The organism is Streptomyces sp. NPDC048441 (assembly GCF_043200235.1).
In the GTDB taxonomy this organism is placed as follows: domain Bacteria; phylum Actinomycetota; class Actinomycetes; order Streptomycetales; family Streptomycetaceae; genus Streptomyces.
The window spans coordinates 221,629-246,649 of the sequence record NZ_JBICXM010000004.1 but is presented as its reverse complement, the minus strand read 5'-3'; the positions used below and the strand labels follow the sequence as shown (position 1 = coordinate 246,649).

Sequence of the window (25,021 nt, the reverse complement as noted above, 5' to 3'; positions counted from 1 at the left end):
CGGCCGCGCGGGGGCTCGCGCCGCTGTTGCGCGTCGGGCGGGGGGGCCCGCCCCCCCCCCCCCCCCGCCGCGCCCCCCCCCCCCCGGGCCACCCCCCCCCCCCCCCGGGGGGGCCCCCACTTTCCTGTGTCCATGCGGCGGTCAGCCCTTGCTGAGCTCCCAGAAGCGGAACACCGTCGACGCGTCGAGGCACGATTCCACGCCGTACACGTCGTCGCGGATGACCGCGTACTGCTTGGCCTGCCAGACGGGCAGGATCGGCAGCTCGTCGGCGACTATGCCCTGGAGCTCGGCGTAGTCCTCGTCGGTCCTGGTGCGGTCGCTCTCGGCGGCGGTGCCGGGGATGATCTTCCCGGTGATATCGCTGTTCCGGTAGCCGTTGCTGAGGACGTTGCCCTTGCCGAAGAACGGCTGCGTGAAGTTGTCCGGGTCCGGGTAGTCCGGCACCCAGCCCTTGACGTAGACGCCGTACTTGCCGGCCTTGATGTCCCGCTCGTACTGGCTGAATTCGATCGACTTCACGTCGGCGTCGAAGAGGCCGCTCGCGTTGAGCTGCTTGGCGATCGCCGTCAGCTCCTGGTCGGTCGAGGGGCCATAGCGCGAGGGCGTGGACCAGAGCGTGAGCTTGACCTTGCCGCTCAGGCCCTCGGCGCGCAGGGCTGCCGCGGCCTTGGAGGGCTGCGGGCGGGCGCCGTAGGTGTCGAAGAAGGCGGTGTTGTGACCGCCGATCCCCGCCGGGACGATCGAGTACAGCGGCGTCGCGGTGTCCTGGTAGACGTCCCTGACCAGGGCGTCACGGTCCAGGAGGTAGGCCATGGCCTTGCGGACGCCCAGCTTGCCCGCGACCGGGTCCTTCGTGTTGAAGACCAGGTGCTGCACCTCGGCGCTGGTCCCCTCGACGACGTCGATGTTCTGGCTCGCGTCCGAGGTGTCCTGCTCGATGTCCGCGATGTCGGACGCGGCGAGGCCTCGGTAGGCGATGTCGACCTTGTCGTCCAGGAGTGCCTTCTTGAGGCCCTTCTGGTCGTCGTGGAAGAACTTGAGGGTGACGCCCTTGTTCTTCACCTTGGCGGTGCCCTTGTAGTCGGGGTTGACCGAGAACACCGCCTTCTCCTTGTCGAAGGAGTCGAGCTTGTACGGTCCCGAGCCCGTGGCCTCGCCGTCCTTGCGGAGCCCGTTCATGTCGTACGACGCGTGGTCGACGATGGATCCGGCGCCGGAAGCGATCTTGCTGGGGAAGGTGGCGTCGGCGTACTTGAGCTTGAAGACGACCGTCTCGGCGTCAGGCGTCTCGACGCTGTCGAGCATCGGGAACATGATCGCCGGACCGGCCGCGTCGTTGATCTTCATCATGCGGTCGAAGGAGTACTTGACGTCCTTCGAGGTCAGCGCGTTGCCGTTGCTGAACTTCAGGCCGTCGCGCAGCGTGCAGCGGAAGACCTTGGTCTTCGTGTCGGTGAAGCCGCACTCCTTGGCCGCTTCGGGCTCCGGCTCCGTGGCCCCGTTCGGAAAGCTCATCAGGGACTGGAAGACGTTGTTGAACAGGAGCCATGAGCCCGGGTCGTAGCCGGCTGCCGGGTCGGTGGCCAGGACGTCGTCGGACATCCCCATCACCACCGATTCGCCATCCTCCCCCGCTCCGCCCGATTCCGTGCCGCAGCCGGTCAGCAGGGCGGCGGCGAGACCTCCCGTGAGGGGAAGGGCCAGCCACTGGTTACGCAATTTCACGTACGTGCCTTGTCGTTGATATCCGTCGGTGGAGCGAAGCCCGGCGGTGACTGCCGGTGCGGGCGGAGGTCAGCCGCTCACACCGCGGCCGAGCTCCCACAGCTGCAGGTTCGACGAGGAGTTGAGTGCCCACTCGACGCCCGTGATGTCGTCACGGGCGGCGATGTACTGCTTGCCCTGCCACAGGGGAAGCACCGGCACGTCTTCGGCGACGATGTCCTGGATCTTCTGGATGCTCTTGGAGGCGGTGAGCCGGTCCGCCTCGCGGCGCGAGTGCGGAATCAGCTCGTCGTTGATCGTGCTGTTCACGTACGGCGAGCCGAGGAAGTTGTCCTTGTCCAGGAACGGCGCGAGGAAGTTGTCGGCGTCGGGGAAGTCGGGGAACCAGCCCATGCCGTAGACGTCGTACGCGCCCTTCTGCTCGGCGGAGCGGAAGGTGCTCCAGGGCCCGCCCTTGATCGACACGTTGAACAGGCCGCTGCCGTTGAGCTGCTTCTGAAGGAGCTGGAACTCCTTCTTGGTGCCAGGACCGTAGTGGTCCGTCGTGTAGTGCAGGGTGAGCTTCACCGGGGTGCTGATGTCGGCCTTCTGGAGCAGGTTGCGCGCCTTGACCCGGCTCGGGTCGCCGTACCTGTTGAAGAACGAGTTGGTGTGGCCCGTGACCGTGGTCGGCACCAGCGAGTAGAGCGGCTCGGCCGCGTCGCCGTACACACCGGTCGCGAGGGCGCCCCGGTCGACGAGCTGCGCCATGGCCTGGCGGACCGCCTTGGACTTGACGGTGGTGGCGTCCGTGTTGAAGCCGAGGTAGCGGATCTCGAGGCCGGGCGTCTCGATCAGCTCGATGTTCTTGCCCGGGTCCTCGTCGAGCTGCTTGATCTGCTCGGGCGACATGGTGCGCGTCATCATGTCGATGTCGCCGCTCTTGAGGGCCTTGCCCATGGCCTCGGTCGAGTCGTAGTCGCGCAGCTCGATCTTGTCGCTCTTGGGCTTCAACGCGCCCTTGTAGTTGGGGTTCTTGGAGAACACCGTCTTGACGAGCTGGTTGCCCTTGACCTCTTGCTTGGCGGTGTAGGGGCCCGAGCCGTCGACGTCGAAGCCGTCGCGCAGCTTGTTCTTCTCGTAGTGCTCCGAGCTGATGATGCCGGCGGCGGGTGTGGCCAGCTTGTACGGGAACGTCGCGTCGGAGCTCTTGAGGTGGAAGACGACGCCCCGGTCGCCCTGGGTCTCGATCGCGTCGATGTTGGCCACCAGGCCGTCGACGCCGCTGGAGTCCTTGACCTTCATGTCCCGCACCCGCTCGATGGAGAACTTCACATCGGTGGCGGTCAGCGGCTTGCCGTCGGCGAACTTCAGGCCCTTGCGCAGCGTGCACTCGTAGCGCTCGTTGCCGGTGTCGGTGAATCCGCACTTCTCGGCGGCCTCCGGCTCCGGCTCTCCGTCACCGCGAGGCATGGCCATCAGCGTCTGGACGGTCTGGCGCAGGATGTTCCAGGAGCCCGCGTCATAGGCGTACGCCGGGTCGAAGGGGGCCGGGACCTCGGATGAGGTGGCGAACCGGTCCGTGGTGCCGACAGCGATCGCGTCGTCTCCCCCACCGTCGCCCGCCCCGCCGCACGCCGCGAGCGCGGGAGCGAGCAGACCTACGACGGCCGGCAGCACCAAAGTCTTACGGTTCATGCTCGACGTTCTCCAGAGCTGTTGTTCCCGCTGCGGACCGGCAACGAGGGGTGGGGTCAGTCGGTCCGTGGGGGTTAGGCGATGTTCTCGCGACGACATTAGTCCGCACCACCAGGAGGGCCGGAAGAGACCGGAGTTGACCCTCAATCACGCAGCGAAACCGGGCGCGGACGCACCGATAACCCGACACGGGAAGGTTTCGGCAGGTTCCCCTCAATCAGGACACAACGCCACGCCGCAACTCGCCCATTTCGGAGGTCCGGCACAGCCGTGACGGACTGTCGACCCCCGTAGGAGTGGGAAAGGTCACACCTTCAACTGTTCAGCGCTTTCCGGCCATCAAGCCTTGCAGGAAAGGCAGATCGACATGTTCGAGGGAGGGGACGACGGTCCTGCCGTACGCCGGTGCGATGGGTGCCACGGACGGTACTGCCACCACGCGGCAGCCCGCGGCCTCGGCGGCTGCGACGCCGGTCGCGGTGTCCTCGATGACGGCACATCTGGCCGGTTCCGCCCCAACCCCCGCTGCCGCGAGGAGATAGGGATCGGGGTGCGGCTTGGTCCGGGTCACCTCGTCGCCCGCGACGGTGAGCGTGAAGTGGTGGGATCCGATCGAGTCGAGGACGCGGTCGATGATGCGGCGGTGCGAGGCGGAGACCAGAGCCATCGGCACCTCGTGCGCGGCGAGTTCGGCGAGGAGTCTGGCGGCGCCCGGCATCAGCGGCAGGGCGCGGCCGATGCGGTTCTCGAAGCCGTCGTTGAGCAGCACGGTGAGCTCGGGGATCGTGATGTCGGCGCCGGTGGACGCGATGAGGAATCCGGCGCTGCGTGTCATGGGGCCGCCGACGACCACATCACGCCAGGCCTCGTCGAGCGTGTGTCCGAGTGCGGCGAAGACCTCGACCTCGGCGTCCCACCAGAACCCCTCGGTGTCCACGAGTGTTCCGTCCATGTCGAGGAGCACCGCCTGCAAGGCGGAGCCTTCGGCCGTTCGGGTATCGAGCGCGGGAACCGTACTGGTCATCCGGGCACACCTCCATGAGGGACGAGAAGGCCGGCTGCCCCCTTTTGACGGGTGGGCAACCGGCCTGCGCTGGACCGACAAGTGTACGACTTGACCGCTTAGCGCGCGTTGAAGTATTTCGCCTCGGGATGGTGGATGACGATCGCGTCCGTGGACTGCTCCGGGTGGAGCTGGAACTCCTCCGAGAGCTGGACGCCGATCCGCTCGGGCTCGAGGAGCTCGGCGATCTTCGCGCGGTCCTCCAGGTCGGGGCAGGCGCCGTAGCCGAGGGAGAAGCGGGCGCCGCGGTACTTCAGGTCGAACATGTCCTCGACCGCGGAGGGGTCCTCGCCGCCGAAGCCGAGCTCGGCGCGCACGCGCGCGTGCCAGTACTCGGCCATCGCCTCGGCCAACTGCACGGACAGGCCGTGCAGTTCGAGGTAGTCGCGGTAGGAGTCGGCGGCGAAGAGCTTGGCGGTGGCCTCGCCGATCTTCGAGCCGACGGTGACCACCTGGAGGCCGACGACGTCGGTCTCGCCGGACTCCTCCGGGCGGAAGAAGTCCGCGAGGCACAGGCGCCGGCCGCGGCGCTGGCGCGGGAAGGAGAAGCGGGTGCGTTCGTTGCCCTCGTCGTCCAGGATGATCAGGTCGTCGCCCTTGGAGACGCAGGGGAAGTAGCCGTAGACGACGGCCGCCTCGAGCATGTTCTTGGTGTGCAGCTCGTCCAGCCAGCCGCGCAGGTGGGGCCGTCCCTCGGTCTCGACGAGCTCCTCGTAGGTGGGCCCATCACCCTTGCGGGCCTGCTTGAGGCCCCACTGCCCCTTGAACAGGGCGCCCTCGTCCAGCCAGGACGCGTACTCCTTGAGCTGGATGCCCTTGACGACGCGGGTGCCCCAGAACGGCGGGGTGGGGACGGGGTTGTCAGTGGAGGTGTCCGAGCGGGCGGGGCCCTCGTCCTCGTTGACCTCCAGGACGGGGGTGTCCTTCTTGGCCACGCGGCGCTGCTTCAGCTCGGGCAGCGTGGCGCCGGGGACGCCGCGCTTGACCGCGATGAGGGCGTCCATCAGGCGCAGGCCCTCGAAGGCGTCGCGGGCGTAGCGGACCTCGCCCTCGTAGATCTCGTGCAGGTCCTGCTCGACGTACGCACGGGTCAGCGCGGCACCGCCGAGGATCACCGGGAAGTCCGCGGCCATCTTGCGCTGGTTGAGCTCCTCCAGGTTCTCCTTCATGATCACGGTCGACTTCACCAGGAGACCCGACATGCCGATCACATCGGCGCGGTGCTCGGCCGCGGCGTCCAGGATCGCGGCGACGGGCTGCTTGATGCCCAGGTTGACCACGTTGTAGCCGTTGTTGGACAGGATGATGTCGACGAGGTTCTTGCCGATGTCGTGGACGTCGCCGCGGACGGTGGCCAGGACGATGGTGCCCTTGCCCTCGGAGTCCGACTTCTCCATGTGCGGTTCGAGGTGGGCGACCGCGGTCTTCATGACCTCGGCGGACTGCAGCACGAAGGGCAGCTGCATCTGGCCGGAGCCGAAGAGCTCACCGACGACCTTCATGCCCTCCAGGAGGGTGTCGTTGACGATGTCGAGCGCCGGGCGGGTCTGCAGGGCCTCGTCGAGGTCGGTCTCCAGGCCCTTCTTCTCGCCGTCGATGATGCGGCGCTGGAGGCGCTCGTCCAGCGGGAGGGCGAGGAGTTCCTCGGCCTTGCCCTCCTTCATCGACTTCATGTTGACGCCCTCGAAGAGCTCCATGAGCTTCTGGAGGGGGTCGTAGCCTTCGGCGCGCCGGTCGTAGATCAGGTCGTGGGCCGCCTTGACCTGCTCCTCGTCGAGGCGCGCGATGGGCAGGATCTTGGAGGCGTGCACGATCGCCGAGTCCAGGCCCGCCTTGACGCACTCGTCCAGGAAGACGGAGTTCAGGACGACACGTGCGGCCGGGTTGAGGCCGAAGGAGATGTTCGAGAGACCCAGGGTGGTCTGCACGTCCGGGTGGCGGCGCTTGAGCTCGCGGATCGCCCCGATGGTGGCGATGCCGTCCCCCCGGGACTCCTCCTGACCTGTGCAGATGGTGAAGGTCAGGGTGTCGATGAGGATGTCCGACTCGTGGACCCCCCAGTTGCCTGTCAGGTCGTCGATGAGGCGCTCGGCGATGGCGACCTTGTGCTCGACGGTGCGGGCCTGGCCCTCCTCGTCGATGGTCAGCGCGATCAGCGCGGCGCCGTGCTCCTTGGCGAGCGCGGTGACCTTCGCGAAGCGCGACTCGGGGCCGTCGCCGTCCTCGTAGTTGACGGAGTTGAGGACGGCCCTGCCGCCGAGCTTCTCCAACCCGGCCTGGAGGACGGGCAGTTCGGTGGAGTCCAGGACGATGGGGAGCGTGGAGGCGGTGGCGAAGCGGCCGGCGAGTTCCGCCATGTCCTGCACACCGTCGCGGCCCACGTAGTCGACACAGAGGTCGAGCATGTGGGCGCCCTCGCGGATCTGGTCGCGAGCCATCTCCACACAGTCGTCCCAGCGGGCCTCCAGCATGGCTTCGCGGAACTTCTTCGAGCCGTTGGCGTTCGTCCGCTCGCCGATCGCCATGTACGCCGTGTCCTGGCGGAAGGGCACGGTCTGGTAGAGCGAGGCCGCTCCGGGCTCGGGGTGCGGCTCGCGGCGGGTGGTCTGCACGCCGCGGACGCGCTCGACGACCTGGCGCAGGTGCTCGGGGGTCGTACCGCAGCAGCCGCCGACCAGGGAGAGGCCGTATTCGCGTACGAAGGTCTCCTGAGCGTCGGCCAGCTCGGCCTCGGTCAGCGGGTAGTGCGCGCCGTTCTTGCCGAGGACCGGCAGTCCCGCGTTGGGCATACAGGAGATCGGGACGCGCGAGTGGCGGGCGAGGTAGCGCAGGTGCTCGCTCATCTCGGCCGGACCTGTGGCGCAGTTCAGGCCGATCATGTCGATGCCGAGCGGCTCGAGCGCCGTCAGCGCGGCGCCGATCTCCGAGCCGAGGAGCATCGTGCCGGTGGTCTCGACGGTGACCGAGCAGATCAGCGGGAGGTTCGTGCCGGTGGCTTCCAGGGCGCGGCGGGCGCCGAGGATCGCGGACTTGGTCTGCAGGAGGTCCTGGGTGGTCTCCACCAGGAGGGCGTCGGCGCCACCCGCGATCATGCCTTCGGCGTTGATCTGGTAGGCGTCGCGAAGGACGGGGTACGGGGCGTGGCCCAGGGTCGGCAGCTTGGTGCCGGGGCCCATCGAGCCGAGGACCCAGCGCTGCTGCCCGGTCGACGCGGTGAACTCGTCGGCGACCTCGCGGGCGATGCGGGCGCCTGCCTCGGAGAGCTCGAAGTTCCGCTCGGGGATGTCGTACTCGCTCAAGGCGGCGAAGTTCGTGCCGAACGTGTTCGTCTCGACGCAGTCGACACCGACCGCGAAGTACTCCTCGTGGACCGAGCGGACGATGTCCGGCCGTGTCACGTTCAGGATCTCGTTGCAGCCTTCGAGCTGCTGGAAGTCCTCGAGGGTCGGGTCCTGTGCCTGGAGCATCGTGCCCATCGCGCCGTCGGCCACCACGACTCGGGTGGCGAGGGCTTCGCGGAGGGCGTCGGCTCGGGTTCCGTTCGAGGAACCGGACGAGGGGTTTGGCAACGAGGCCATGAAAGAGCTCCCTGAGGTGCGACGGCTGTCGGCTTTGCGCTTCGGTGGAAGGCGCACCCGACCAGGGTAGCGGGACGAAGGTCCACAGCGCTGGAGTGTTCAGAGGGCGGACGCCCGGGACCGCTCGTTTCCGGGGGCGCGGGGCGATCCTGGGCGGAAAACGGCCGGAACCTGCGAGAAACACGGCGTGCCGCTCTGTCGCGGGAGGTCGACAACGACCGATAGTGTTCAGCATTGTCGAACGTTGTAGTCAGAGGGGACGGAGGAAGGGGCTGCGATGGCACGGAACATCCAGTCGCTCGAGCGGGCCGCCGCGATGCTGCGGCTTCTCGCGGGCGGGGAGCGACGGCTCGGCCTCTCGGAGATCGCATCCGCCCTTGGCCTCGCCAAGGGCACGGCGCACGGCATTCTGCGCACCTTGCAGGCGGAGGGCTTCGTCGAGCAGGACTCCGCGTCGGGCCGCTATCAGCTCGGCGCCGAGCTCCTGCGGCTCGGCAACAGCTACCTGGACGTGCACGAGCTGCGGGCCCGCGCCCTGGTGTGGACCGACGACCTGGCCCGCTCCAGCGGCGAGAGCGTCTACCTGGGAGTCCTGCACCAGCAGGGCGTCCTGATCGTGCACCACGTCTTCCGCCCCGACGACAGCCGTCAGGTCCTCGAGGTGGGTGCCATGCATCCGCTGCACTCCACGGCCCTCGGGAAGGTGCTCGCCGCGTACGACCCGGTGGCGCACAGCGAGGCGGCCGAGGGCGAGGCCGACTGGCAGACCTTCACCTCGCGCACCGTCGTCGATCACGAAGGCTTCGAGGGCGTCCTCGACCTGACCCGCGCGCGCGGGTACGCCGCCGATGTCGAGGAGACCTGGGAGGGCGTCGCCTCCGTGGCCGCCCCCATTCACGACCGGCGCCGCATGCCGGTCGGCGCGGTCGGTATCACCGGCGCGGTGGAGCGGGTCCAGAAGGACGGGGAGCTGCGGCCCGATCTGATCGCGGCTGTACGGGACTGTGCGCGGGCCGTTTCACGGGACTTGGGCGCCGGGCGGTTCTGAGGGACTCCGCGGGTCGGCTGTGGCCGGTCGCGCCCGCGCGGCGGAGCCGCACATGCCACAGCCCCGCGCCCCTGCGGGCGCTCAAGATGCAAGGCACATGCTTCCGCGCGATCATCGTTGGACGACGTTTCGCCCCGTGGCGACCCCCGCCCCAACCGATAACCCGAAACGATCAATAACGATCGTGTTTTCAATAACAGAGCTCTTGACGGGCAAGTAACCCCGGGGTGAGACTCGCGTCCATCGGTCGGCATTGTCGAACACCTACCGGCATTACGCGCTAGAGTGTGACAAGGCCAAGGGCCGGCAAGACCTCACCTGAGGTCGCGGACCTCCGGAGGAACCCGGGGTTCGCCTTCCCCTGGACGAAGGACAAAGGAGTCGCGGGTGTCCAGCTCCGACATCTTCATCGGCGAGACCATCGGTACCGCCATTCTCGTTTTGCTCGGCGGTGGCGTCTGCGCCGCCGTCACACTCAAGGCCTCCAAGGCCAAGGACGCAGGCTGGCTCGCGATCACCTTCGGGTGGGGCTTCGCGGTGCTGACCGGCGCCTATCTGGCAGGTGGCGTGTCAGGCGCTCACCTCAACCCGGCGGTCACCATCGGCCTCGCGATCGAGGGCGGCACCAAGTGGAGCGATGTTCCGCTCTACCTCGGCTCGGAGCTGCTCGGCGCGATCATCGGCGCGATCCTCGTCTGGCTCACGTACCTGGGCCAGTTCAAGGCGCACCTCACGGACCCGGAGATCCTCGCCGCGAAGCCTTCGGACGAGGGCATGGTCGACCTGAAGACCGCCCCCAAGGCCGGCCCGGTGCTCGGCATCTTCTCGACCGGCCCCGAGATCCGGAACTACGCGCAGAACGTGCTGACCGAGGTCATCGCGACCACCGTGCTGGTCCTCGCGATCCTCACCCAGGGCCTGAACGACGGCGGCAACGGCATCGGTGTTCTCGGCGCCCTGATCACCGCCCTCGTCGTGGTCGGCATCGGCCTCTCGCTCGGTGGCCCCACGGGCTACGCGATCAACCCGGTCCGTGACCTGGGTCCGCGCATCGTGCACTCCCTGCTCCCGCTGCCCAACAAGGGCGGCTCGGACTGGACGTACGCATGGGTGCCGATCGTCGGCCCGCTGATCGGCGGCGCCATCGCGGGCGGTCTCTACAACATCGCGTTCAAGTAGGAACGCGACAGCTACCGATGACCGCCTGAGACAGAGCCGAGCAAGAAATCAGGAGCACACCGTGACCACCGACGCACACACCGCTGGCCCCTTTATCGCGGCCATCGACCAGGGCACGACCTCGAGCCGCTGCATCGTCTTCGACAAGGACGGCCGGATCGTCTCGGTCGACCAGAAGGAGCACGAGCAGATCTTCCCGAAGCCGGGCTGGGTCGAGCACGACGCGACCGAGATCTGGACGAACGTCCAGGAAGTCGTCGCGAGCGCCATCTCCAAGGCGGGTATCACCCACGAGGACATCAAGGCGATCGGCATCACCAATCAGCGTGAGACCACGCTGCTCTGGGACAAGAACACCGGCGAGCCGGTGCACAACGCCATCGTCTGGCAGGACACCCGTACGGACGCCCTGTGCAAGGAGCTCGGCCGCAACGTCGGCCAGGACCGCTTCCGCCGTGAGACGGGCCTGCCGCTGGCCAGCTACTTCGCCGGTCCGAAGGCCCGCTGGCTGCTCGACAACGTCGAGGGTCTGCGCGAGCGCGCCGAGGCGGGCGACATCCTCTTCGGCACCATGGACTCCTGGGTCATCTGGAACCTGACGGGTGGTGTCAACGGCGGCCATCACGTCACCGACGTCACCAACGCATCCCGCACGATGCTGATGAACCTGCACACCATGAAGTGGGACGAGAAGATCGCGGAGTCCATCGGCGTCCCGATGAACATGCTCCCCGAGATCCGCTCGTCCGCCGAGGTCTACGGCGAGGTCACCGGCGGCAAGCTCGGCGACGTCCTCGGCGGCATCCCCGTCGCCTCCGCGCTCGGCGACCAGCAGGCGGCCCTCTTCGGGCAGACCTGTTTCGCCGAGGGCGAGGCCAAGTCCACGTACGGCACCGGCACCTTCATGCTGATGAACACCGGTGAGACCGCCATCAACTCCTACTCGGGCCTGCTGACCACCGTCGGCTACCAGATCGGCGACCAGAAGCCGGTCTACGCGCTCGAGGGTTCCATCGCCGTCACCGGTTCGCTCGTGCAGTGGATGCGGGACCAGATGGGCCTCATCAACTCCGCCGCCGAAATCGAGACGCTCGCGTCGTCGGTCGAGGACAACGGAGGCGCCTACTTCGTACCGGCCTTCTCCGGCCTCTTCGCCCCGTACTGGCGTTCCGACGCCCGCGGTGTGATCGCCGGTCTGACCCGGTACGTCACCAAGGCGCACATCGCGCGCGCCGTCCTGGAGGCCACGGCCTGGCAGACCCGTGAGATCACCGACGCCATGACGAAGGACTCCGGCGTCGAGCTCACGGCCCTCAAGGTCGACGGCGGCATGACCTCCAACAACCTGCTGATGCAGACCCTCTCGAACTTCCTCGACGCACCGGTGGTGCGCCCGATGGTGGCCGAGACGACCTGCCTCGGCGCCGCCTACGCCGCCGGTCTCGCCGTCGGCTTCTGGTCCGGCACCGACGAGCTGCGCGCCAACTGGCGCCGGGCGGCGGAGTGGACCCCCCACATGGACGCGGACACCCGTGCCCGTGAGTACAAGAGCTGGCTCAAGGCCGTCGAACGCTCCATGGGCTGGCTCGACGAAAGTGGCGAGGAGTAACCAACATGACCACCCTGCAGAGCGTCCCTGCCCTCGGGACGCATCCGGCCGCCGGCTCACGTACTTCTATTGGAGTGGCGAGCCGCGCCGAGACCCGGGAGCAGCTTTCCAAGGCGACGTACGACCTCCTGGTGATCGGTGGCGGAATCCTGGGCATCTCCACCGCCTGGCATGCCGCGCAGTCCGGACTGCGGGTGGCCCTGGTGGACGCCGGTGACTTCGCCGGCGCCACCTCCTCCGCCTCCTCCAAGCTCCTCCACGGCGGTCTGCGCTACCTGCAGACCGGCGCGGTGAAGCTGGTCGCGGAGAACCACTTCGAGCGTCGAGCGGTGTCCCGTCAGGTGGCCCCCCACCTGGCGAACCCGCTCACGTTCTACCTGCCCGTGTACAAGGGCGGCCCGCACGGCGCCGCCAAGCTGGGCGCGGGCGTCTTCGCCTACTCGGCGCTCTCCGCCTTCGGCGACGGCGTCGGCCACCTGCTCAGCCCTTCGAAGGCCGCGCAGGACGTGCCGGAGCTGCGCACGGACAACCTGAAGGCCGTCGCCGTGTACGGCGACGACCAGATGAACGACTCCCGCATGGCCCTGATGACGGTCCGCGCGGCCGTCGAGGCCGGTGCCGTGGTCCTCAACCACGCCGAGGTCACGGGCCTGCGCTTCACCAAGGGCCGGGTCACGGGCGCGGAGCTCAAGGACCGCATGAGCGGCGACGAGTTCGGCGTCGACGCGCGGCTCGTGCTCAACGCGACCGGCCCGTGGGTCGACCACCTGCGCAAGATGGAGAACCCCGCCGCGGCCCCCTCCATCCGCCTCTCCAAGGGCGCGCACCTGGTCCTCAAGCGCACCGCCCCCTGGAAGGCCGCGCTCGCCACGCCGATCGACAAGTACCGCATCACGTTCGCCCTGCCGTGGGAGGACATGCTCCTTCTCGGCACCACGGACGAGGAGTTCGAGGGCGACCCGGCCGACGTCAAGGTCACCGAGGCCGACACCGCGCAGATACTGGACGAGGCCGCGTTCTCCATCCGCGACCAGCAGCTGTCCCGTGATCTGATCACGTACTCCTTCGCGGGTCTGCGCGTCCTGCCCGGCGGCCCCGGCGACACCTCCAAGGCCAAGCGCGAGACCGTCGTCACCGAGGGCGCGGCCGGGATGCTGTCGGTCGCGGGCGGCAAGTGGACGACCTTCCGCCACATCGGCCGTACGGTGATGAAGAAGCTGGAGTCGCTGCCGGGCCACCCGCTCGGCGATGACTACGAGCCGATCTCGCAGCTCCAGAAGCGTCTGCCGCTGCCCGGCATCGCCAACCCGCGCGCGGTCGCACACCGCCTGCTCGTCGACGGCCCGGCGCCCGGCCCGCGCATGGGCGCCGACACCGCCAAGCACCTGGCGACGCACTACGGCTCGCTCTCCTTCGACATCGCCCGCCTGGCGAACGAGAACCCGGAGCTCGCCGAGCGCGTCTCGCCGGACGCCCCCGAGATCTGGGCACAGGTCGTCTACGCCCGTGACCACGAGTGGGCCGAGACGGCGGACGACGTCCTCCGTCGCCGTACGACGCTGACGATCCGCGGCCTCGCCACAGACGAGATCCGCGGCAAGGTCCAGGACGTGCTCGACGGTAAGTAAGCACGGCAAGTAAGCACTGGCTTGTCGAAGGGGCGGCTCCCGTTTGGGGGCCGCCCCTTCGGCGTACCCGGCCAGGTCGCCATACCGCGTACATACGCGTGCAATACGGCACAGGAAGAGTGGGGAGGCCGCACCACGGAAGGGACACCATGAAGTTTCAGGTCCTGTCGATCATCGGCCACGCCCCGCATCCGCTGACCGGCCAACTCCCCGCATCAGCCGACCGATTGGCGGATGTGATCGAGATCGGCGCGGCTGCGGAAGAGCTCGGCTACGACGCGTACGCCGTGGGCGAGCGGCACGCGGGAGCCTTCCTGTCGTCGAGCCCGACGGTCGTGCTCGGCGCGCTCGCCGCGCGCACCACGCGCATCAAACTGCTCACCGGCGTCACCGTCGTGGCGATCCTCGACCCGGTGCGAGTCGCCGAGGACTACGCGACGCTCGATCAGATCTCGCGCGGACGCATCGAGTTGGTGATCGGCAAGGGCGCGGAGGCCGGTCATTTCGACCTCTTCGGGCTCGACGAAAAGCGGCAGTGGGATCTGCAGAAGGAGAAGTACGAGCTGCTTCGCCGCCTGTGGAGCGAGGAGAACGTCGACTGGGAGGGCGAGTTCAGGCCCGCGCTGAAGGATGTGACGACAGTGCCGCGCCCCTACGCGGGCGTGCCGCGCATCTGGCACGGCTCGGCGACGTCCCTCAATTCCCCCGATCTCGCGGCCAAGCACGGGGATCCGCTCTTCACCGCCAACGCCATCCAACCGCGCGCCGCGTACGCGAAGCTGATCGCGCACTACCGCGAGCGGTTCGAGGCGTACGGCCATGATCCGGCGCGGGCCCATGTGGCGGCGGGCTCGGGCGGGCTCCTCATCGCGGACTCCGCACAACAGGCGGTGTCGCGCTACGGCGAGCTGTACGAGGCGAAGGTGCGCCAGACCTTCAAGCCGCATCTGGAGGGCAAGGCGGGCTACAACACCCCCTTCCGCACGATCGAGGACGCGATCGCGGACGGGCCGCAGCTCATCGGCTCCCCGCAGCAGATCATCGACAAGATCCTCGGCTACCACGAGGTGTACGGGCACGACCTCCAGTCCATCACCGTGGACGGCTTCGGCCTGGAGCGCGGCGAGCAGATCGAGACGTTGCAGAGGTTCGCGGAGGAGATCGCACCGGTGGTCCGCAGGGCCGCCCCGTCCACGCTGTGGGACGGCGCGTGACGGCGGCTGACGTCGGCTGACCTGCGCGTTACGATCCCTCCTACCCACCTTGTCCCCTTGCTGGAGCGAGCCATGACTCTCCTGACGACCTGGCCGGAGTCCGGCCCCGAGACCGTCATACGCCGCACCGCGGACCCGGTCGAGATCGCCGCGGCACTCGCCCCCGTCGGCGTGCGCTACGAGCAGTGGCCGGTGCGCGACGACGTGCCCGCCGACGCGGACAGCGCCACCGTCTTCGCCGCGTACCGCGCGGAGATCGACCTGCTGAACGCCGAGGAGGGCTTCCAGACGGTCGACGTGGTCGCGCTGCACCCCAGCGACGATCCCGGGTGGCCAGAGAAGGCGAAGGCGGCCCGGCAGAAGTTCCTCGCCGAGCACACGCACGAAGACGATGACGAGGTGCGGTTCTTCGTCGCGGGCTCGGGGATCTTCTATCTGCACGTGGGCGGTGAAGTGCACGCCGTCTACTGCGAGAAGGGCGATCTGCTCGGGGTGCCACGCGGCACGACGCACTGGTTCGACATGGGCACGTCCCCCGCGTTCACCGCGATCCGCTTCTTCCACGAGGAGGACGGCTGGATCGGCACGTTCACGGGCAGCCCGATCGCGGACCGCTTCCCGGACTTCGACGCGATCCATGCGGGACATACGGGGAACGTGGCGTGAGTTCGAGTTCGGGATTCGACGTGGATGCCGTGGTGCTCGATATCGAGGGCACCACGAGCGCCACGGGGTTCGTGGTGGATGTGCTGTACCCGTACGCGCGCGAACGCTTCGGTGCGCTGCTCGCCTCGCGGGGCGGGGAGCCGGAGGTGGCGCGGGCGGTCGCACAGGTGCGGGAGCTGGCCGGTGAGCCGGACGCGGATGCCGGGCGGGTGGAGAAGATCCTGGGTGAATGGGTCGACGCCGACCGCAAGGCGACGCCCCTGAAGACCCTTCAGGGCATCCTCTGGGCGGAGGGCTTCGCGCGGGGCGAGCTCGTCTCGCACTTCTACCCGGACGTCATTCCGCGGCTGCGCCGCTGGCACGCGGACGGGGTGCGGCTCTACGTGTACTCGTCCGGGTCCGTGGCGGCGCAGCGGGCCTGGTTCACGTACTCCCCCGAGGGGTCCCTCATGGACCTCGTCAGCGGTTTCTACGACACGGAGAACGCGGGACCGAAGCAGGACCCGGCGTCCTACCGGGCGATTTCCGCCGCGGTGGGTGCTGATGCTGCCGCCGATCGAACGCTCTTCCTCTCCGACCGGCTCGGGGAGCTGGACGCGGCGCGGGACGCGGGGTGGCGAGTCGTCGGCGTCCGGCGGGCCGGGGAGCCCTATTTCGCCGCCGGGGTCGGCGGGCATCCGGAGGCGTCCGCCTTCGACGCGATCACTGTTTCAGTTCCGAGGAGCACGGCATGAGCGGGACCATTGCGCTGGACCTCGAGGAGGCGGGCGCCGTCCTGGCCACCGAGGCGGCCCGATTCGCCTCGTTCGGATGGATGCGGGGTACGTCCGGGAACCTGTCCGTGGTCCTCTCGCGTACGCCGCTACAGCTGGCGGTGACGGCGAGCGGTCGCGACAAGGGTGAACTCACGTCTGTGGACGTGGTGTTGACGGACGCGTCGGGTTCGGCGTTGGGCCCTGGGCGGCCCTCGGCCGAGGCGGCGCTCCATGCGCGGGTCGCCGCGCTTACCGGGGCCGGGGCTGTGGTGCATGTCCATACCGTGGCTTCGGTGGCCATGGGGCATCGGAAGCCGGGGGGTGTGGCGTTCCGGGATCTGGAGATGCTGAAGGGGCTCGGGCACGGGACGCATGAGGTTGCCGTGACGCTGCCGGTCATTGAGAACAGCCAGGACATGGGTGTTCTGGGGGATCGTCTTGAGGCGGCGCTTTCGCCCGGGATGCCGGCGGTGGTTGTTGCCGGGCACGGGCTGTATGTGTGGGGGGCGGATCCTCGCGAGGCGCGGCACCGCACTGAGGTGGTGGAGTGGTTGCTGGAGCTGGAGCTGACGCGGGGCTGACCCTGCAGAGATGTCCTCAAACTCCCCCAAGCTCTTGAAAAGCAGGGGGAGTTTGAAAACGCTCCTAGCTCAGCCCGACCCCCGGCAACTCCCCCGCCCCGACCTCCAGCACGCCCCGCTCCGTCACCAGCGCCGTCACCAGCGAACCCGGCGTCACGTCAAAAGCAGGGTTGTGGCCCCGCGACCCCGCCGGAGCGGTCCGTATGCCTGCCCACTCCAGCACCTCCCCCTCACCCCGCAGTTCAATGTGAATGTCAGAGCCCGTCGCAGTGGCAAGATCCACCGTCGTCGTGGGCGCAGCCACCACGAACGGGATTCCCGCATACGCGCACGCCAGCGCGATCCCCACCGTGCCGACCTTGTTGGCCGTGTCGCCGTTGGCCGCGATGCGGTCCGCCCCGACGATCGCCGCGTCCACCTCGCCCCGCAGAATCGTGCCCGCGGCCGCCCCGTCCGCCTGGACGAAGTGCGGTATCCCCTCCTGCGCCAGCTCCCACGCGGTGAGCCTCGCGCCCTGGAGCAGGGGGCGGGTCTCGTCGGCGTAGACCGTCTCGAGGCGCCCACGCCCGTGCAGTTCGCGTATGACGCCGAGCGCCGTGCCCCAGCCCGCCGTGGCGAGCGCGCCCGTGTTGCAGTGGGTGAGGATCCGCAGCGGCCGGTCCGCCCCCGGGGGGACCCGCTTCAGGAGCCAGTCGGCTCCGAACGCGCCCATCGCGTGGTTGGCCGCCAAGTCCTCCCGCACGATCGCGTCCGCCTCGGCGAGGACAGCGACGGCACCCTCGTCGATACGAGCCGCCACCCGGTCCACGCACACCATCAGGTTCACGGCGGTGGGCCGCGCCGCCCGTACTCGCGCGACCTCCGCGTCCAGGCGTGCGCGGTCCCAGCCCTCTCGCTCGCCCTGCGCCATGGCGAGTGCGACTCCGTATCCTCCTGCCGCACCGATCGCGGGGGCACCACGGACGACGAGCCGCACGATGGCGTCGACCAGTTGGTCGACCGTGGTGACGTCGAGGCGGTTCAGGGCGTGCGGGAGCACGGTCTGGTCGATGAGGGAGAGGGACGGTGCGCCGCCCTCCGCGGCTGCCGTCCATGTGACAGCGCGCAGGTCCTGGCTGCTCATGTGCTTGCTCAACTCCGGGAGAACAGGGGCGTTTGTGGCCATGTGGGGAGGGGTGCCGTCACCGTACCTGACGTGCTCGAACCATATTTCGAGACGTTCGTGCAGCTGTCCGAAATCCGGTGTTACCCTCACCGCCACCCAGGACGGAGCGACTCACGGTGCGAGGAGGACAGTCATGAAAGGCCAGCGGACCACCGCCGCTTCCCTGCACTGCCCCGCCGTGTCCGACGGCCGCCGAATGTGCCGCTGTCGCCGCCGCTGTTGTCGCTGAGCGACCGCCGCACCACACATCCCGCCCGACCTCCCTGTCACCGCCTGGGCTGCCAGGCACCTTCGAGAAGGCGCTCCCGTATGTCGCTTCGCATATCCCGTCGCACGTCCCTTCGGCTGTCCTCACTCGCCGTCGGCGCCGCCCTCCTCGCCACCGGCTGCAACGCCGCCGCCAAGAAGGACGATTCGGGCGGCGGCGAGGGCGCCAAGGCATTCACGCTCGTCACGCCCGACCCGGTGGCGCAGAACGAGTTCCTGAAGCTGGCCGTCAGCGGGGTGAAGTCGGCGGCGAAGGCACAGGGCGCCGGCTCCCCGAAGGTCTTCCAGAGCAGCGACACCTCGTCGCAGCAGCAGAACGTGCAGTCGGCAGTGGACTCCGCGCCCGATGTCATCGCGCTCGTCGGGTTCGAGTTCGCCGACATCGCGGCCCAGCAGGCAGAGGCGCATCCCAAGCAGCAGTTCCTGCTCGTCGACGCGTGCACGAAGAAGACGTTCAAGAACGTCACCTGCGCGGTCTTCCGCGAACACGAGGCGGTCTACCTGGCGGGCGCCGAGGCCGGTCTGCTCACCAAGAGCAAGAAGGTGGGCGCCGTCGACGTCCTCGACACTCTCCAGTTCCGCCGCTACAGCGAGCCGTTCGCGGCCGGTGCGAAGAAGGTCCAGCCGAAGGTCAAGTCCCGCACCCTCTTCGTGGGCGGTCAGTCGCCGTTCAACGACGCGGCGCGCGCCAAGGACCAGGCGGCCACGCTCGGTTCGGGCGGTGCCGACCAGGTGATGGCCGCCGCGGCGGGCGGCAACACCGGCGTCTTCCAGGCCGCGAAGGCCAAGGGCTTCAAGGCGTACGGCGTCGACGCGAACCAGTGCGTCGGCACCTCCGGGGTCGTCGTCGACAACGTGCTCAAGAAGACCGATGTCGCCGTCGGGAAGGGCATCGCGCAGATCCTCAAGGGCAAGGGCGGCACCACGGTGTCGTACGGCCTGAAGGAGGGCGGCATGTCGCTGACCGGGCTCGAGCCCGGGGTCGCGGACTCCCAGTGCCTGATCGCCGACCACAAGGACGTGCTGAAGCGCGTCGAGTCGCTGCGGGACGACATCGTCGCGGGGAAGCTGAAGGTCAATGACCCCGCCGCCTGAACCCGAGGCGGCGGCGCCCGCCGTCGAACTCCGCGGCATCACCAAGGAGTTCCCCGGCACGCTCGCCAACGACCGGGTGGACCTGACCGTCGCGCGCGGTGAGATCCATGCCCTGATGGGTGAGAACGGCGCGGGCAAGTCCACGCTCATGTCGGTGCTCTACGGCCTCCAGCGGCCGGATGCCGGGCAGATCCTGCTCGACGGGCGCGAGGTGACGTTCGCGAGCCCGAGCGAGGCGATCGCGGCGGGCCTCGGCATGGTGCACCAGAGCTTCAAGCTCTTCCCGTCCTTCACGGTCGCGGAGAACGTCGTGTACGCCGCCGAGCCCCGCCGTTTCGGTCTGACGGACCGGCGGGAGGCGCTGCGGCGGGTGGGCGCGCTCGCCGAGGAGCACGGCCTCGCGGTGGACCCGGCGGCGAAGGTCGGGGACCTGCCGGTGGGCGTGCGCCAGCGCGTGGAGATCCTCAAGCTCCTCTACCGGGGCGCTCGTACGCTGATCCTCGACGAGCCGACGGCGGTCCTGACCCCGTCGGAGGCCGACGCCCTGTTCAGGGTGCTGCGTTCGCTGGCCGACGACGGACGTACGGTCCTCCTCGTCACCCACAAGCTGCGTGAGGTGATGGAGGGCAGTGACGCGGTGACGGTCCTGCGGGACGGGCGGGTCGCGGCGCGGATGCGGACGGCTGACACCAGCGCGGACGGGATCGCCGCGGCGATGACGGGCCGTGCGGTGGAGCTCGACCGGCTGCATCCGACCGGCGCACCTGGCGGCGACGTCCTGCTCGTCGATTCCCTGTCGACGGACTCCGTCCGCGAGGTCACGCTCTCTGTCCGCGCGGGCGAGATCGTGGGCATCGCCGGGGTGGCGGGCAACGGCCAGAGTGAACTCGTCGAGGCGATAGCCGGGTTGCGCCCGCTCGCCTCCGGCCGGGTCACGCTCTCCGGTCAGGACATCACCGACGCGTCGGCGGCGGGGCGCCGCGCGGCGGGTCTCGCGTACGTCCCCGAGGACCGCGTGGCGGTCGGCACGGCACCGGCGGCGACGATCGCGGAGAACCTGGCGATGGGGCACCACCGGGGCCACGGCCTGCTGCGCCCGTCCTGGCTCCGCGAGCACGCGCGCGTCCTGATCGAGCGCTTCGGCATCAAGGCGGCTTCGGCACGCCACACGGCGGGCTCGCTGTCGGGCGGCAATCTCCAGAAGCTGGTGATCGGCCGCGAACTCGCCCACGAATCACCCCTGTTGATCGTCGAGCAGCCCACGCGCGGCGTGGACATCGGCGCCATCCAGACGATCCACGACCAGCTGATCGCCCACCGCGACGCGGGCCACGCGATCCTCCTGGTCTCCGCCGAACTGAGCGAGATCCGCGGCCTGTCGGACCGGGTTCTCGTGATGTACGAGGGCCGGGTGGCGGCGGAGTTCGCTCGCGCGGACGCGGACGAGCGGACGCTGGGGCTCGCGATGGCAGGCGGCTCAGGTACAGGTACCACAACCGAGGCCACGGTTCCGGCTCCCCACGAGAGCGGTCGGCCCGTCCCGTCGAAGGAGGCCCCCTGACATGGGCGCCACGATCCGTTCCCTCGGCGGCCGGAGCCTCCGCGCGCCCGCGCTGCACTCCGTCGTCGCCGCCGTCATCGTCGGCGCGCTCTTCCTGGTCGGGACCGGCGCCGATCCCATCGGGGCGTACGGCTCCGTCGTCAGCGGGGCCCTCGGGCCCGACGGCATCGGGCCCACGCTCACTACCGGGACCAGCATTCTCGGTCTTGCCGTCGCTCTCGCGATCCCGATGCGTGCAGGGCTGCTCAACCTTGGCGGGGACGGGCAGTTGGTGCTCGGCGGGATCGCCGCCGCTGCCACGGGGCTCTACTCGCCGCTGCCCGCGCCCCTCACCGTCGTCGCCTCGCTGCTCGCGGGCATGGCGGCCGGTGCCGCCTACGCCGCGCTCGCCGCCGTGTGCCAGAACCGGTTCGGGGTGCCGCTGCTCGTCAGCAGCCTGCTGCTCGGGTATCCGGCGATGTCCTTCGCCTCCTATCTCGCGCGCTTCCCGCTCAAGGACGACGGGTCGAGCCTGCCGCAGACCCGGCGGCTGCCCGACGGGGTCGAACTGCCCGCCTTCGGGTCGTCGACCGTCACCGTGGGGCTGCTCCTCGTGGCGCTCGCGGCCGGTGTCTTCCTGTTCGCGGACGCCCGCACCGCCACCGGCTACGAGATCCGCATGACGGGGCTCAATCCGCGCTTCGCCGTCTACGCGGGTGTCGACAAGCCGCGGCTCACGCTGCGGCTGATGGCGCTCTCCGGCGCCGTCGCGGGCCTGGTCGGCGCCATCGGCGTACTCAGCTTCCCGTACCGCTTCATCGACGGTTCGCTCACCGCGGCCGGGCACACCTGGACCGGCCTCACTGCCGCGCTCCTCGCCGCCGCCGCGCCCATCGGGACGGCCGTCGCCGCCCTGTTCTTCGCCGCGCTCGAGGTGGGCGGGCTCGCCATGGAGCGGACCACCGAGGTGCCGCGTGAGCTGACGCAGGTCTTGCAGGCCGTCGTCATCGTGTTCCTCGCGGCCCGGCTCAACCTGACGTGGCGGCGGGCCAGGAAGAAGCCCAGCGACGCGCGGGTGCCCGCTGACACCGACACGAAGGAAGTGAGCGTGCGATGAGCATCGACTCCGCGCTGTTCCACTCGGCGCTCCTCGCCCTCACCCCGATCCTCCTCGCCGCACTCGGCGGCGCGATCTGCGAGCGCGCGGGCGTCTTCAACATCGGCCTCGAAGGCATGATGCTGATCGGCTGCTTCAGCGGCGTCGCGGGCAGCTGGTTCACCGGGAGCGCCTGGCTCGGAGTGCTGTTCGCCGCCCTCGCTTCGGCGGCGTACTCGATGATCCTGGCCGTCGGGACGATCTCGCTGCGGGGCGACGCCGTCGTGCTCGGCGTCGCGCTCAATCTCCTCGCCGTCGGTCTGACCGGGTTCCTCCTCCGTACGGTCTTCGGCGTGCAGGGCACCTTCTCCGATCCGGAGTTGGCGGGGCTCGGCGGCATCGACATCCCGTTCGCCGGGGCGGTCCTCTCCGGGCACTCCGCTCTCGTGTACCTCTCGTGGGCCGCCGTCGCCGTGGCGGCGCTCTTCCTCGCCCGCCACCCCTGGGGCCTTCGCCTGCGCGGCGTGGGCGAGGCGCCGGACGCGGCGGCGACGCTGGGCGTGAGTCCGGCGAAGTACCAGTACGCCGCCGTCCTGACGTCAGGCGGCCTGTGCGGTCTCGCGGGGGCCCAACTCGCCCTCGGCAATGTCACGTTGTTCTCCGAGAACATGACGGCGGGGCGTGGTTGGATCGCCGTGGTGGCCGTGATGCTGGGCCGCGCCCTGCCGCTCGGCGTCCTGCTCGCCGGGCTGCTCTTCGGCATCGCGGAGGCCGTCGGATTCCGCCTCCAGGGGCTCGGTATGCCGCAGCAGGCGACCGACGCCGCCCCGTACGTGGTGACCCTGGCCGCACTCTTCCTGTCCACGGCGCGCAGACGCCGCCGCAAGACGACGCCTCTGGTAGGAGCACCTTCATGACGATCGACACGAACGACTCCCGTACGGCCACCGACGCGCTGCCCATCACTCGCGTCCCCCGCACCGGCCTGCCCACCCGCGCGATCGTCGTCGGGGACCCGGCGCGCGCCTCCGCCGTCGCCGACCTCCTGGACGACGCGAAGGAGGTGTCGTACCACCGCGAGTACCGCACCTTCACCGGCACCTGGCAGGGCACCCCCGTCGTCGTCGCCTCGCACGGCGTCGGCGCCCCCGGCGCCATCCTGCTCTTCCAGGAGCTGGCGGATGCGGGCGTCACCACCATCCTGCGGCTCGGCACGGCGGGCGCGATCCGCCCCGGCATCCGCGACGGCGACCTGGTCATCGCGGACGCGGCGGTGCGCGACGACGGCGTGACGCAGCAGCTGATCCCCGCCGAGTACCCGGCGTTCGCGACTCCGGAGGCGGTCATCGCGCTCCAGCGTGCGGCCCGCGCGGCCGACGCCCCCTACCACCGTGGCGTGGTGTGGACGCGGGCCGCGTTCCAGCCGGGCTTCCTGCCGCTGCCGGGCGAGGCGTACGCGGCCGCCGGGATCGCGGCCATCGAGATGGAGCTCTCGGCGTTGTACGTCTTCGCGTCCACGCACGGCCTCACGGCGGGCGGCGCGCTCGTCGTGGACGGCGCGAATGCCGATGAACTCGTCGACGAGGACGCACCTTTCTCGACAGGTGGCTACGACCCGCACCGGAACGTGGTGGCCGAAGGAGTCGACCGTGGCGCCCGGATAGCCTTGGACGCGCTCCGTCTCCTTGCCGCCACGGAGCGCTGAGCGGACACCGGCACGACCTTGTGGAGAACGGAACCGATGCACCCCATTGACCTGCCGGCCCAGGACCGGGGCGGCGCCATAGATCTCCTGGTCCACGGCGGCGACGTCCTCACTGTCGACGCGTCGGGCACGGTCGTGAAGGACGGCGCCGTCGCCGTGCGCGACGGCCGGATCGTGGACGTCGGCCCCGCCGAGCGGCTGCGCGCCGCCTACGAGGCGGCCGACGAGTTGGACGCCCGCGGCTGTCTCGTCCTGCCCGGCCTCATCAACACGCACACGCATCTGGCGATGACCCTGTTCCGCGGCATCGCCGACGACGTCACCCTTCAGGGCTTCCTGGCCCGCGTGATTCCGGCCGAGGCGGAGCTGCTCTCGCCTCAGACGGTGACGGCGGGCATCCAGGGCGCGATCGCCGAGTCCGTACGCGGCGGGGTCACCACCGCGCTCGACATGTACTGGTTCCACGAAGCCGCAGAGGCCGTGGCCCGCGACGCCGGGTGGCGCCTCCTGACGGGCCCCACGTTCATGGACGTACCGGGCCCGCCGGACGGCCGCGCCTACGCCGACCGGATCGGCTGGGCGGCGGCGGACCTGGCCGCCCGCACCCCGGCGCCGGGTACCCGCCCGGTGGTCTTCGCACACTCCGCGTACACCTTGGGACCCGAACAGCTGAGGGCGATCAGCGCGCTCGCCCGCGAACACGGTGCCCTGCTGCACATCCACGCTGCCGAGAACGCGGGTGAGGTGGAGATGGTCACCGAGCAGCACGGTATGCGTCCCGTGGAGCTGCTCGACTCACTGGGCGTGCTCGGCCCCGACACGCTGCTCGCGCACGCGGTCGACCTCACGGACACCGAAATCGAGACCATCGCCCGCACCGGCACGGCCGTGGCGCACTGCCCGGTGTCGAACCTGAAGCTGGGCTGCGGCATCGCCCGCGTCCCCGACCTGCTCGAAGCGGGCGTCACGGTGGGCCTCGGCACGGACGGCGCTGTGAGCTCCAACACCCTCGACCTGCTCGGCGCGGTGAAGGTCGCCGCGCTCGTGCACAAGGCGGGCGGCGACCCGACGGCGGTGGGCGCCGAGCAGGCGGTGCGGATGGCGACCATCGAGTCGGCGCGGGCACTCGGCCTCGGCGAGGATCTTGGCTCCCTCGAGCCCGGCAAGCGCGCGGACCTGATCGTCCTCGACCTCTCCCGGCCGCACCTCACTCCGCGGCATGACCCGTGGTCGATGCTGGCGTACGCGGCGGCGTCCGGTGACGTACGGGACACGATCGTCGACGGTCGTGTCCTGATGCGCGACCGTACGCTGGAGACACTGGACGAGCAGCGCGCGCTGCGAGCCCTGCGGGACGCGGCGGCCTCCGCCGCGCCCGGCCCCACGAGCACGACAAGCACCTCCGAAGTGGCAAGCACCGTATGACC

Annotated in this window: 19 protein-coding genes; 14 read left to right on the top strand and 5 right to left on the bottom strand. The window is 69.6% G+C overall.

Annotation, left to right across the window (positions count from 1 at the left end; translation table 11 throughout):
- Positions 1-141: 141 nt before the first annotated feature.
- The 4 genes from ACGFSB_RS12235 to metH form a co-directional block, all read right to left on the bottom strand.
- Positions 142-1,728: an ABC transporter substrate-binding protein gene (locus ACGFSB_RS12235; protein WP_393397546.1), complete on the bottom strand. Its 1,587-nt coding sequence runs from the start codon at positions 1,726-1,728 to the stop codon at positions 142-144.
- 69 nt (positions 1,729-1,797) lie between these two features.
- Positions 1,798-3,405 carry an ABC transporter substrate-binding protein gene (locus ACGFSB_RS12230; protein WP_393397544.1) on the bottom strand — a complete coding sequence of 536 codons (1,608 nt, stop codon included), beginning with the start codon at positions 3,403-3,405 and terminating at the stop codon, positions 1,798-1,800.
- 322 nt (positions 3,406-3,727) lie between these two features.
- Entirely contained in the window at positions 3,728-4,429 is a 702-nt protein-coding gene (locus ACGFSB_RS12225; protein ID WP_393397542.1) for an HAD family hydrolase, read from the bottom strand.
- 98 nt (positions 4,430-4,527) lie between these two features.
- Positions 4,528-8,046: a methionine synthase gene (gene metH, locus ACGFSB_RS12220; RefSeq protein WP_393397540.1), complete on the bottom strand. Its 3,519-nt coding sequence runs from the start codon at positions 8,044-8,046 to the stop codon at positions 4,528-4,530.
- A 277-nt stretch (positions 8,047-8,323) separates the two neighbouring features.
- Here metH and ACGFSB_RS12215 point away from each other — a divergent pair, with 277 nt between their 5' ends.
- The 8 genes from ACGFSB_RS12215 (at position 8,324) to mtnB (ending at position 16,726) form a co-directional block, all read left to right on the top strand.
- A complete protein-coding gene (locus ACGFSB_RS12215) occupies positions 8,324-9,094 on the top strand; it encodes an IclR family transcriptional regulator (protein ID WP_393397538.1) in 771 nt (256 codons plus the stop codon).
- Between the two features lie 387 nt (positions 9,095-9,481).
- Positions 9,482-10,273 (top strand): MIP/aquaporin family protein, encoded by a 792-nt coding sequence (locus ACGFSB_RS12210; RefSeq protein ID WP_393397536.1) that lies wholly within the window; start codon positions 9,482-9,484, stop codon positions 10,271-10,273.
- Between the two features lie 61 nt (positions 10,274-10,334).
- On the top strand, positions 10,335-11,882 hold the full coding sequence (gene glpK, locus ACGFSB_RS12205) for a glycerol kinase GlpK (RefSeq protein WP_393397534.1): 1,548 nt from the start codon (positions 10,335-10,337) through the stop codon (positions 11,880-11,882).
- Between the two features lie 5 nt (positions 11,883-11,887).
- Complete coding sequence (locus ACGFSB_RS12200) at positions 11,888-13,510, top strand: FAD-dependent oxidoreductase (RefSeq protein ID WP_393397532.1); 1,623 nt, start codon at positions 11,888-11,890, stop codon at positions 13,508-13,510.
- Positions 13,511-13,659: 149 nt separating this feature from the next.
- On the top strand, positions 13,660-14,724 hold the full coding sequence (locus ACGFSB_RS12195; protein WP_393397530.1) for an LLM class flavin-dependent oxidoreductase: 1,065 nt from the start codon (positions 13,660-13,662) through the stop codon (positions 14,722-14,724).
- A 72-nt stretch (positions 14,725-14,796) separates the two neighbouring features.
- On the top strand, positions 14,797-15,390 hold the full coding sequence (locus tag ACGFSB_RS12190; protein WP_393397528.1) for an acireductone dioxygenase: 594 nt from the start codon (positions 14,797-14,799) through the stop codon (positions 15,388-15,390).
- Positions 15,387-16,124, top strand: coding sequence for an acireductone synthase (gene mtnC / locus ACGFSB_RS12185; protein ID WP_393397526.1), 738 nt, complete (start codon positions 15,387-15,389; stop codon positions 16,122-16,124). The genes ACGFSB_RS12190 and mtnC overlap by 4 nt, the downstream gene beginning before the upstream one ends.
- Positions 16,121-16,726, top strand: a complete 606-nt coding sequence (gene mtnB, locus ACGFSB_RS12180; protein ID WP_393397524.1) for a methylthioribulose 1-phosphate dehydratase — start codon at positions 16,121-16,123, stop codon at positions 16,724-16,726. Before mtnC ends, mtnB begins: the two co-directional genes overlap by 4 nt.
- A gap of 64 nt (positions 16,727-16,790) precedes the next feature.
- Here mtnB and mtnA read toward each other — a convergent pair whose 3' ends face one another.
- Positions 16,791-17,849 carry an S-methyl-5-thioribose-1-phosphate isomerase gene (gene mtnA / locus ACGFSB_RS12175; RefSeq protein ID WP_393397522.1) on the bottom strand — a complete coding sequence of 353 codons (1,059 nt, stop codon included), beginning with the start codon at positions 17,847-17,849 and terminating at the stop codon, positions 16,791-16,793.
- A gap of 351 nt (positions 17,850-18,200) precedes the next feature.
- On the opposite strand from mtnA, the gene ACGFSB_RS12170 reads away from it, so the two are divergent.
- From ACGFSB_RS12170 to ACGFSB_RS12145, 6 genes are read left to right on the top strand one after another with little or no spacing between them, the layout of a single operon-like run.
- Positions 18,201-19,253, top strand: coding sequence for a BMP family ABC transporter substrate-binding protein (locus tag ACGFSB_RS12170; protein ID WP_393397520.1), 1,053 nt, complete (start codon positions 18,201-18,203; stop codon positions 19,251-19,253).
- Positions 19,237-20,814 (top strand): ABC transporter ATP-binding protein, encoded by a 1,578-nt coding sequence (locus ACGFSB_RS12165; RefSeq protein ID WP_393397518.1) that lies wholly within the window; start codon positions 19,237-19,239, stop codon positions 20,812-20,814. Before ACGFSB_RS12170 ends, ACGFSB_RS12165 begins: the two co-directional genes overlap by 17 nt.
- Before the next feature lies 1 nt (position 20,815).
- A complete protein-coding gene (locus ACGFSB_RS12160) occupies positions 20,816-21,910 on the top strand; it encodes an ABC transporter permease (RefSeq protein ID WP_393397516.1) in 1,095 nt (364 codons plus the stop codon).
- Positions 21,907-22,806 (top strand): ABC transporter permease, encoded by a 900-nt coding sequence (locus ACGFSB_RS12155; RefSeq protein WP_393397514.1) that lies wholly within the window; start codon positions 21,907-21,909, stop codon positions 22,804-22,806. Before ACGFSB_RS12160 ends, ACGFSB_RS12155 begins: the two co-directional genes overlap by 4 nt.
- Positions 22,803-23,594 carry a nucleoside phosphorylase gene (locus ACGFSB_RS12150; protein WP_393397512.1) on the top strand — a complete coding sequence of 264 codons (792 nt, stop codon included), beginning with the start codon at positions 22,803-22,805 and terminating at the stop codon, positions 23,592-23,594. Before ACGFSB_RS12155 ends, ACGFSB_RS12150 begins: the two co-directional genes overlap by 4 nt.
- A 36-nt stretch (positions 23,595-23,630) precedes the next feature.
- A complete protein-coding gene (locus ACGFSB_RS12145; protein WP_393397510.1) occupies positions 23,631-25,019 on the top strand; it encodes an amidohydrolase in 1,389 nt (462 codons plus the stop codon).
- The last annotated feature ends 2 nt before the right edge of the window (positions 25,020-25,021 follow it).

Coding starts and splice junctions, on each gene's coding strand:
- ACGFSB_RS12230 (WP_393397544.1), bottom strand. CDS start 3,405: ATGAACCGTAAGACTTTGGTGCTGCCGGCCGTCGTAGGTCTGCTCGCT.
- ACGFSB_RS12225 (WP_393397542.1), bottom strand. CDS start 4,429: ATGACCAGTACGGTTCCCGCGCTCGATACCCGAACGGCCGAAGGCTCC.
- metH (WP_393397540.1), bottom strand. CDS start 8,046: ATGGCCTCGTTGCCAAACCCCTCGTCCGGTTCCTCGAACGGAACCCGA.
- ACGFSB_RS12215 (WP_393397538.1), top strand. CDS start 8,324: ATGGCACGGAACATCCAGTCGCTCGAGCGGGCCGCCGCGATGCTGCGG.
- ACGFSB_RS12200 (WP_393397532.1), top strand. CDS start 11,888: ATGACCACCCTGCAGAGCGTCCCTGCCCTCGGGACGCATCCGGCCGCC.
- ACGFSB_RS12195 (WP_393397530.1), top strand. CDS start 13,660: ATGAAGTTTCAGGTCCTGTCGATCATCGGCCACGCCCCGCATCCGCTG.
- ACGFSB_RS12190 (WP_393397528.1), top strand. CDS start 14,797: ATGACTCTCCTGACGACCTGGCCGGAGTCCGGCCCCGAGACCGTCATA.
- mtnB (WP_393397524.1), top strand. CDS start 16,121: ATGAGCGGGACCATTGCGCTGGACCTCGAGGAGGCGGGCGCCGTCCTG.
- mtnA (WP_393397522.1), bottom strand. CDS start 17,849: ATGAGCAGCCAGGACCTGCGCGCTGTCACATGGACGGCAGCCGCGGAG.
- ACGFSB_RS12170 (WP_393397520.1), top strand. CDS start 18,201: ATGTCGCTTCGCATATCCCGTCGCACGTCCCTTCGGCTGTCCTCACTC.
- ACGFSB_RS12165 (WP_393397518.1), top strand. CDS start 19,237: ATGACCCCGCCGCCTGAACCCGAGGCGGCGGCGCCCGCCGTCGAACTC.
- ACGFSB_RS12160 (WP_393397516.1), top strand. CDS start 20,816: ATGGGCGCCACGATCCGTTCCCTCGGCGGCCGGAGCCTCCGCGCGCCC.
- ACGFSB_RS12155 (WP_393397514.1), top strand. CDS start 21,907: ATGAGCATCGACTCCGCGCTGTTCCACTCGGCGCTCCTCGCCCTCACC.
- ACGFSB_RS12150 (WP_393397512.1), top strand. CDS start 22,803: ATGACGATCGACACGAACGACTCCCGTACGGCCACCGACGCGCTGCCC.
- ACGFSB_RS12145 (WP_393397510.1), top strand. CDS start 23,631: ATGCACCCCATTGACCTGCCGGCCCAGGACCGGGGCGGCGCCATAGAT.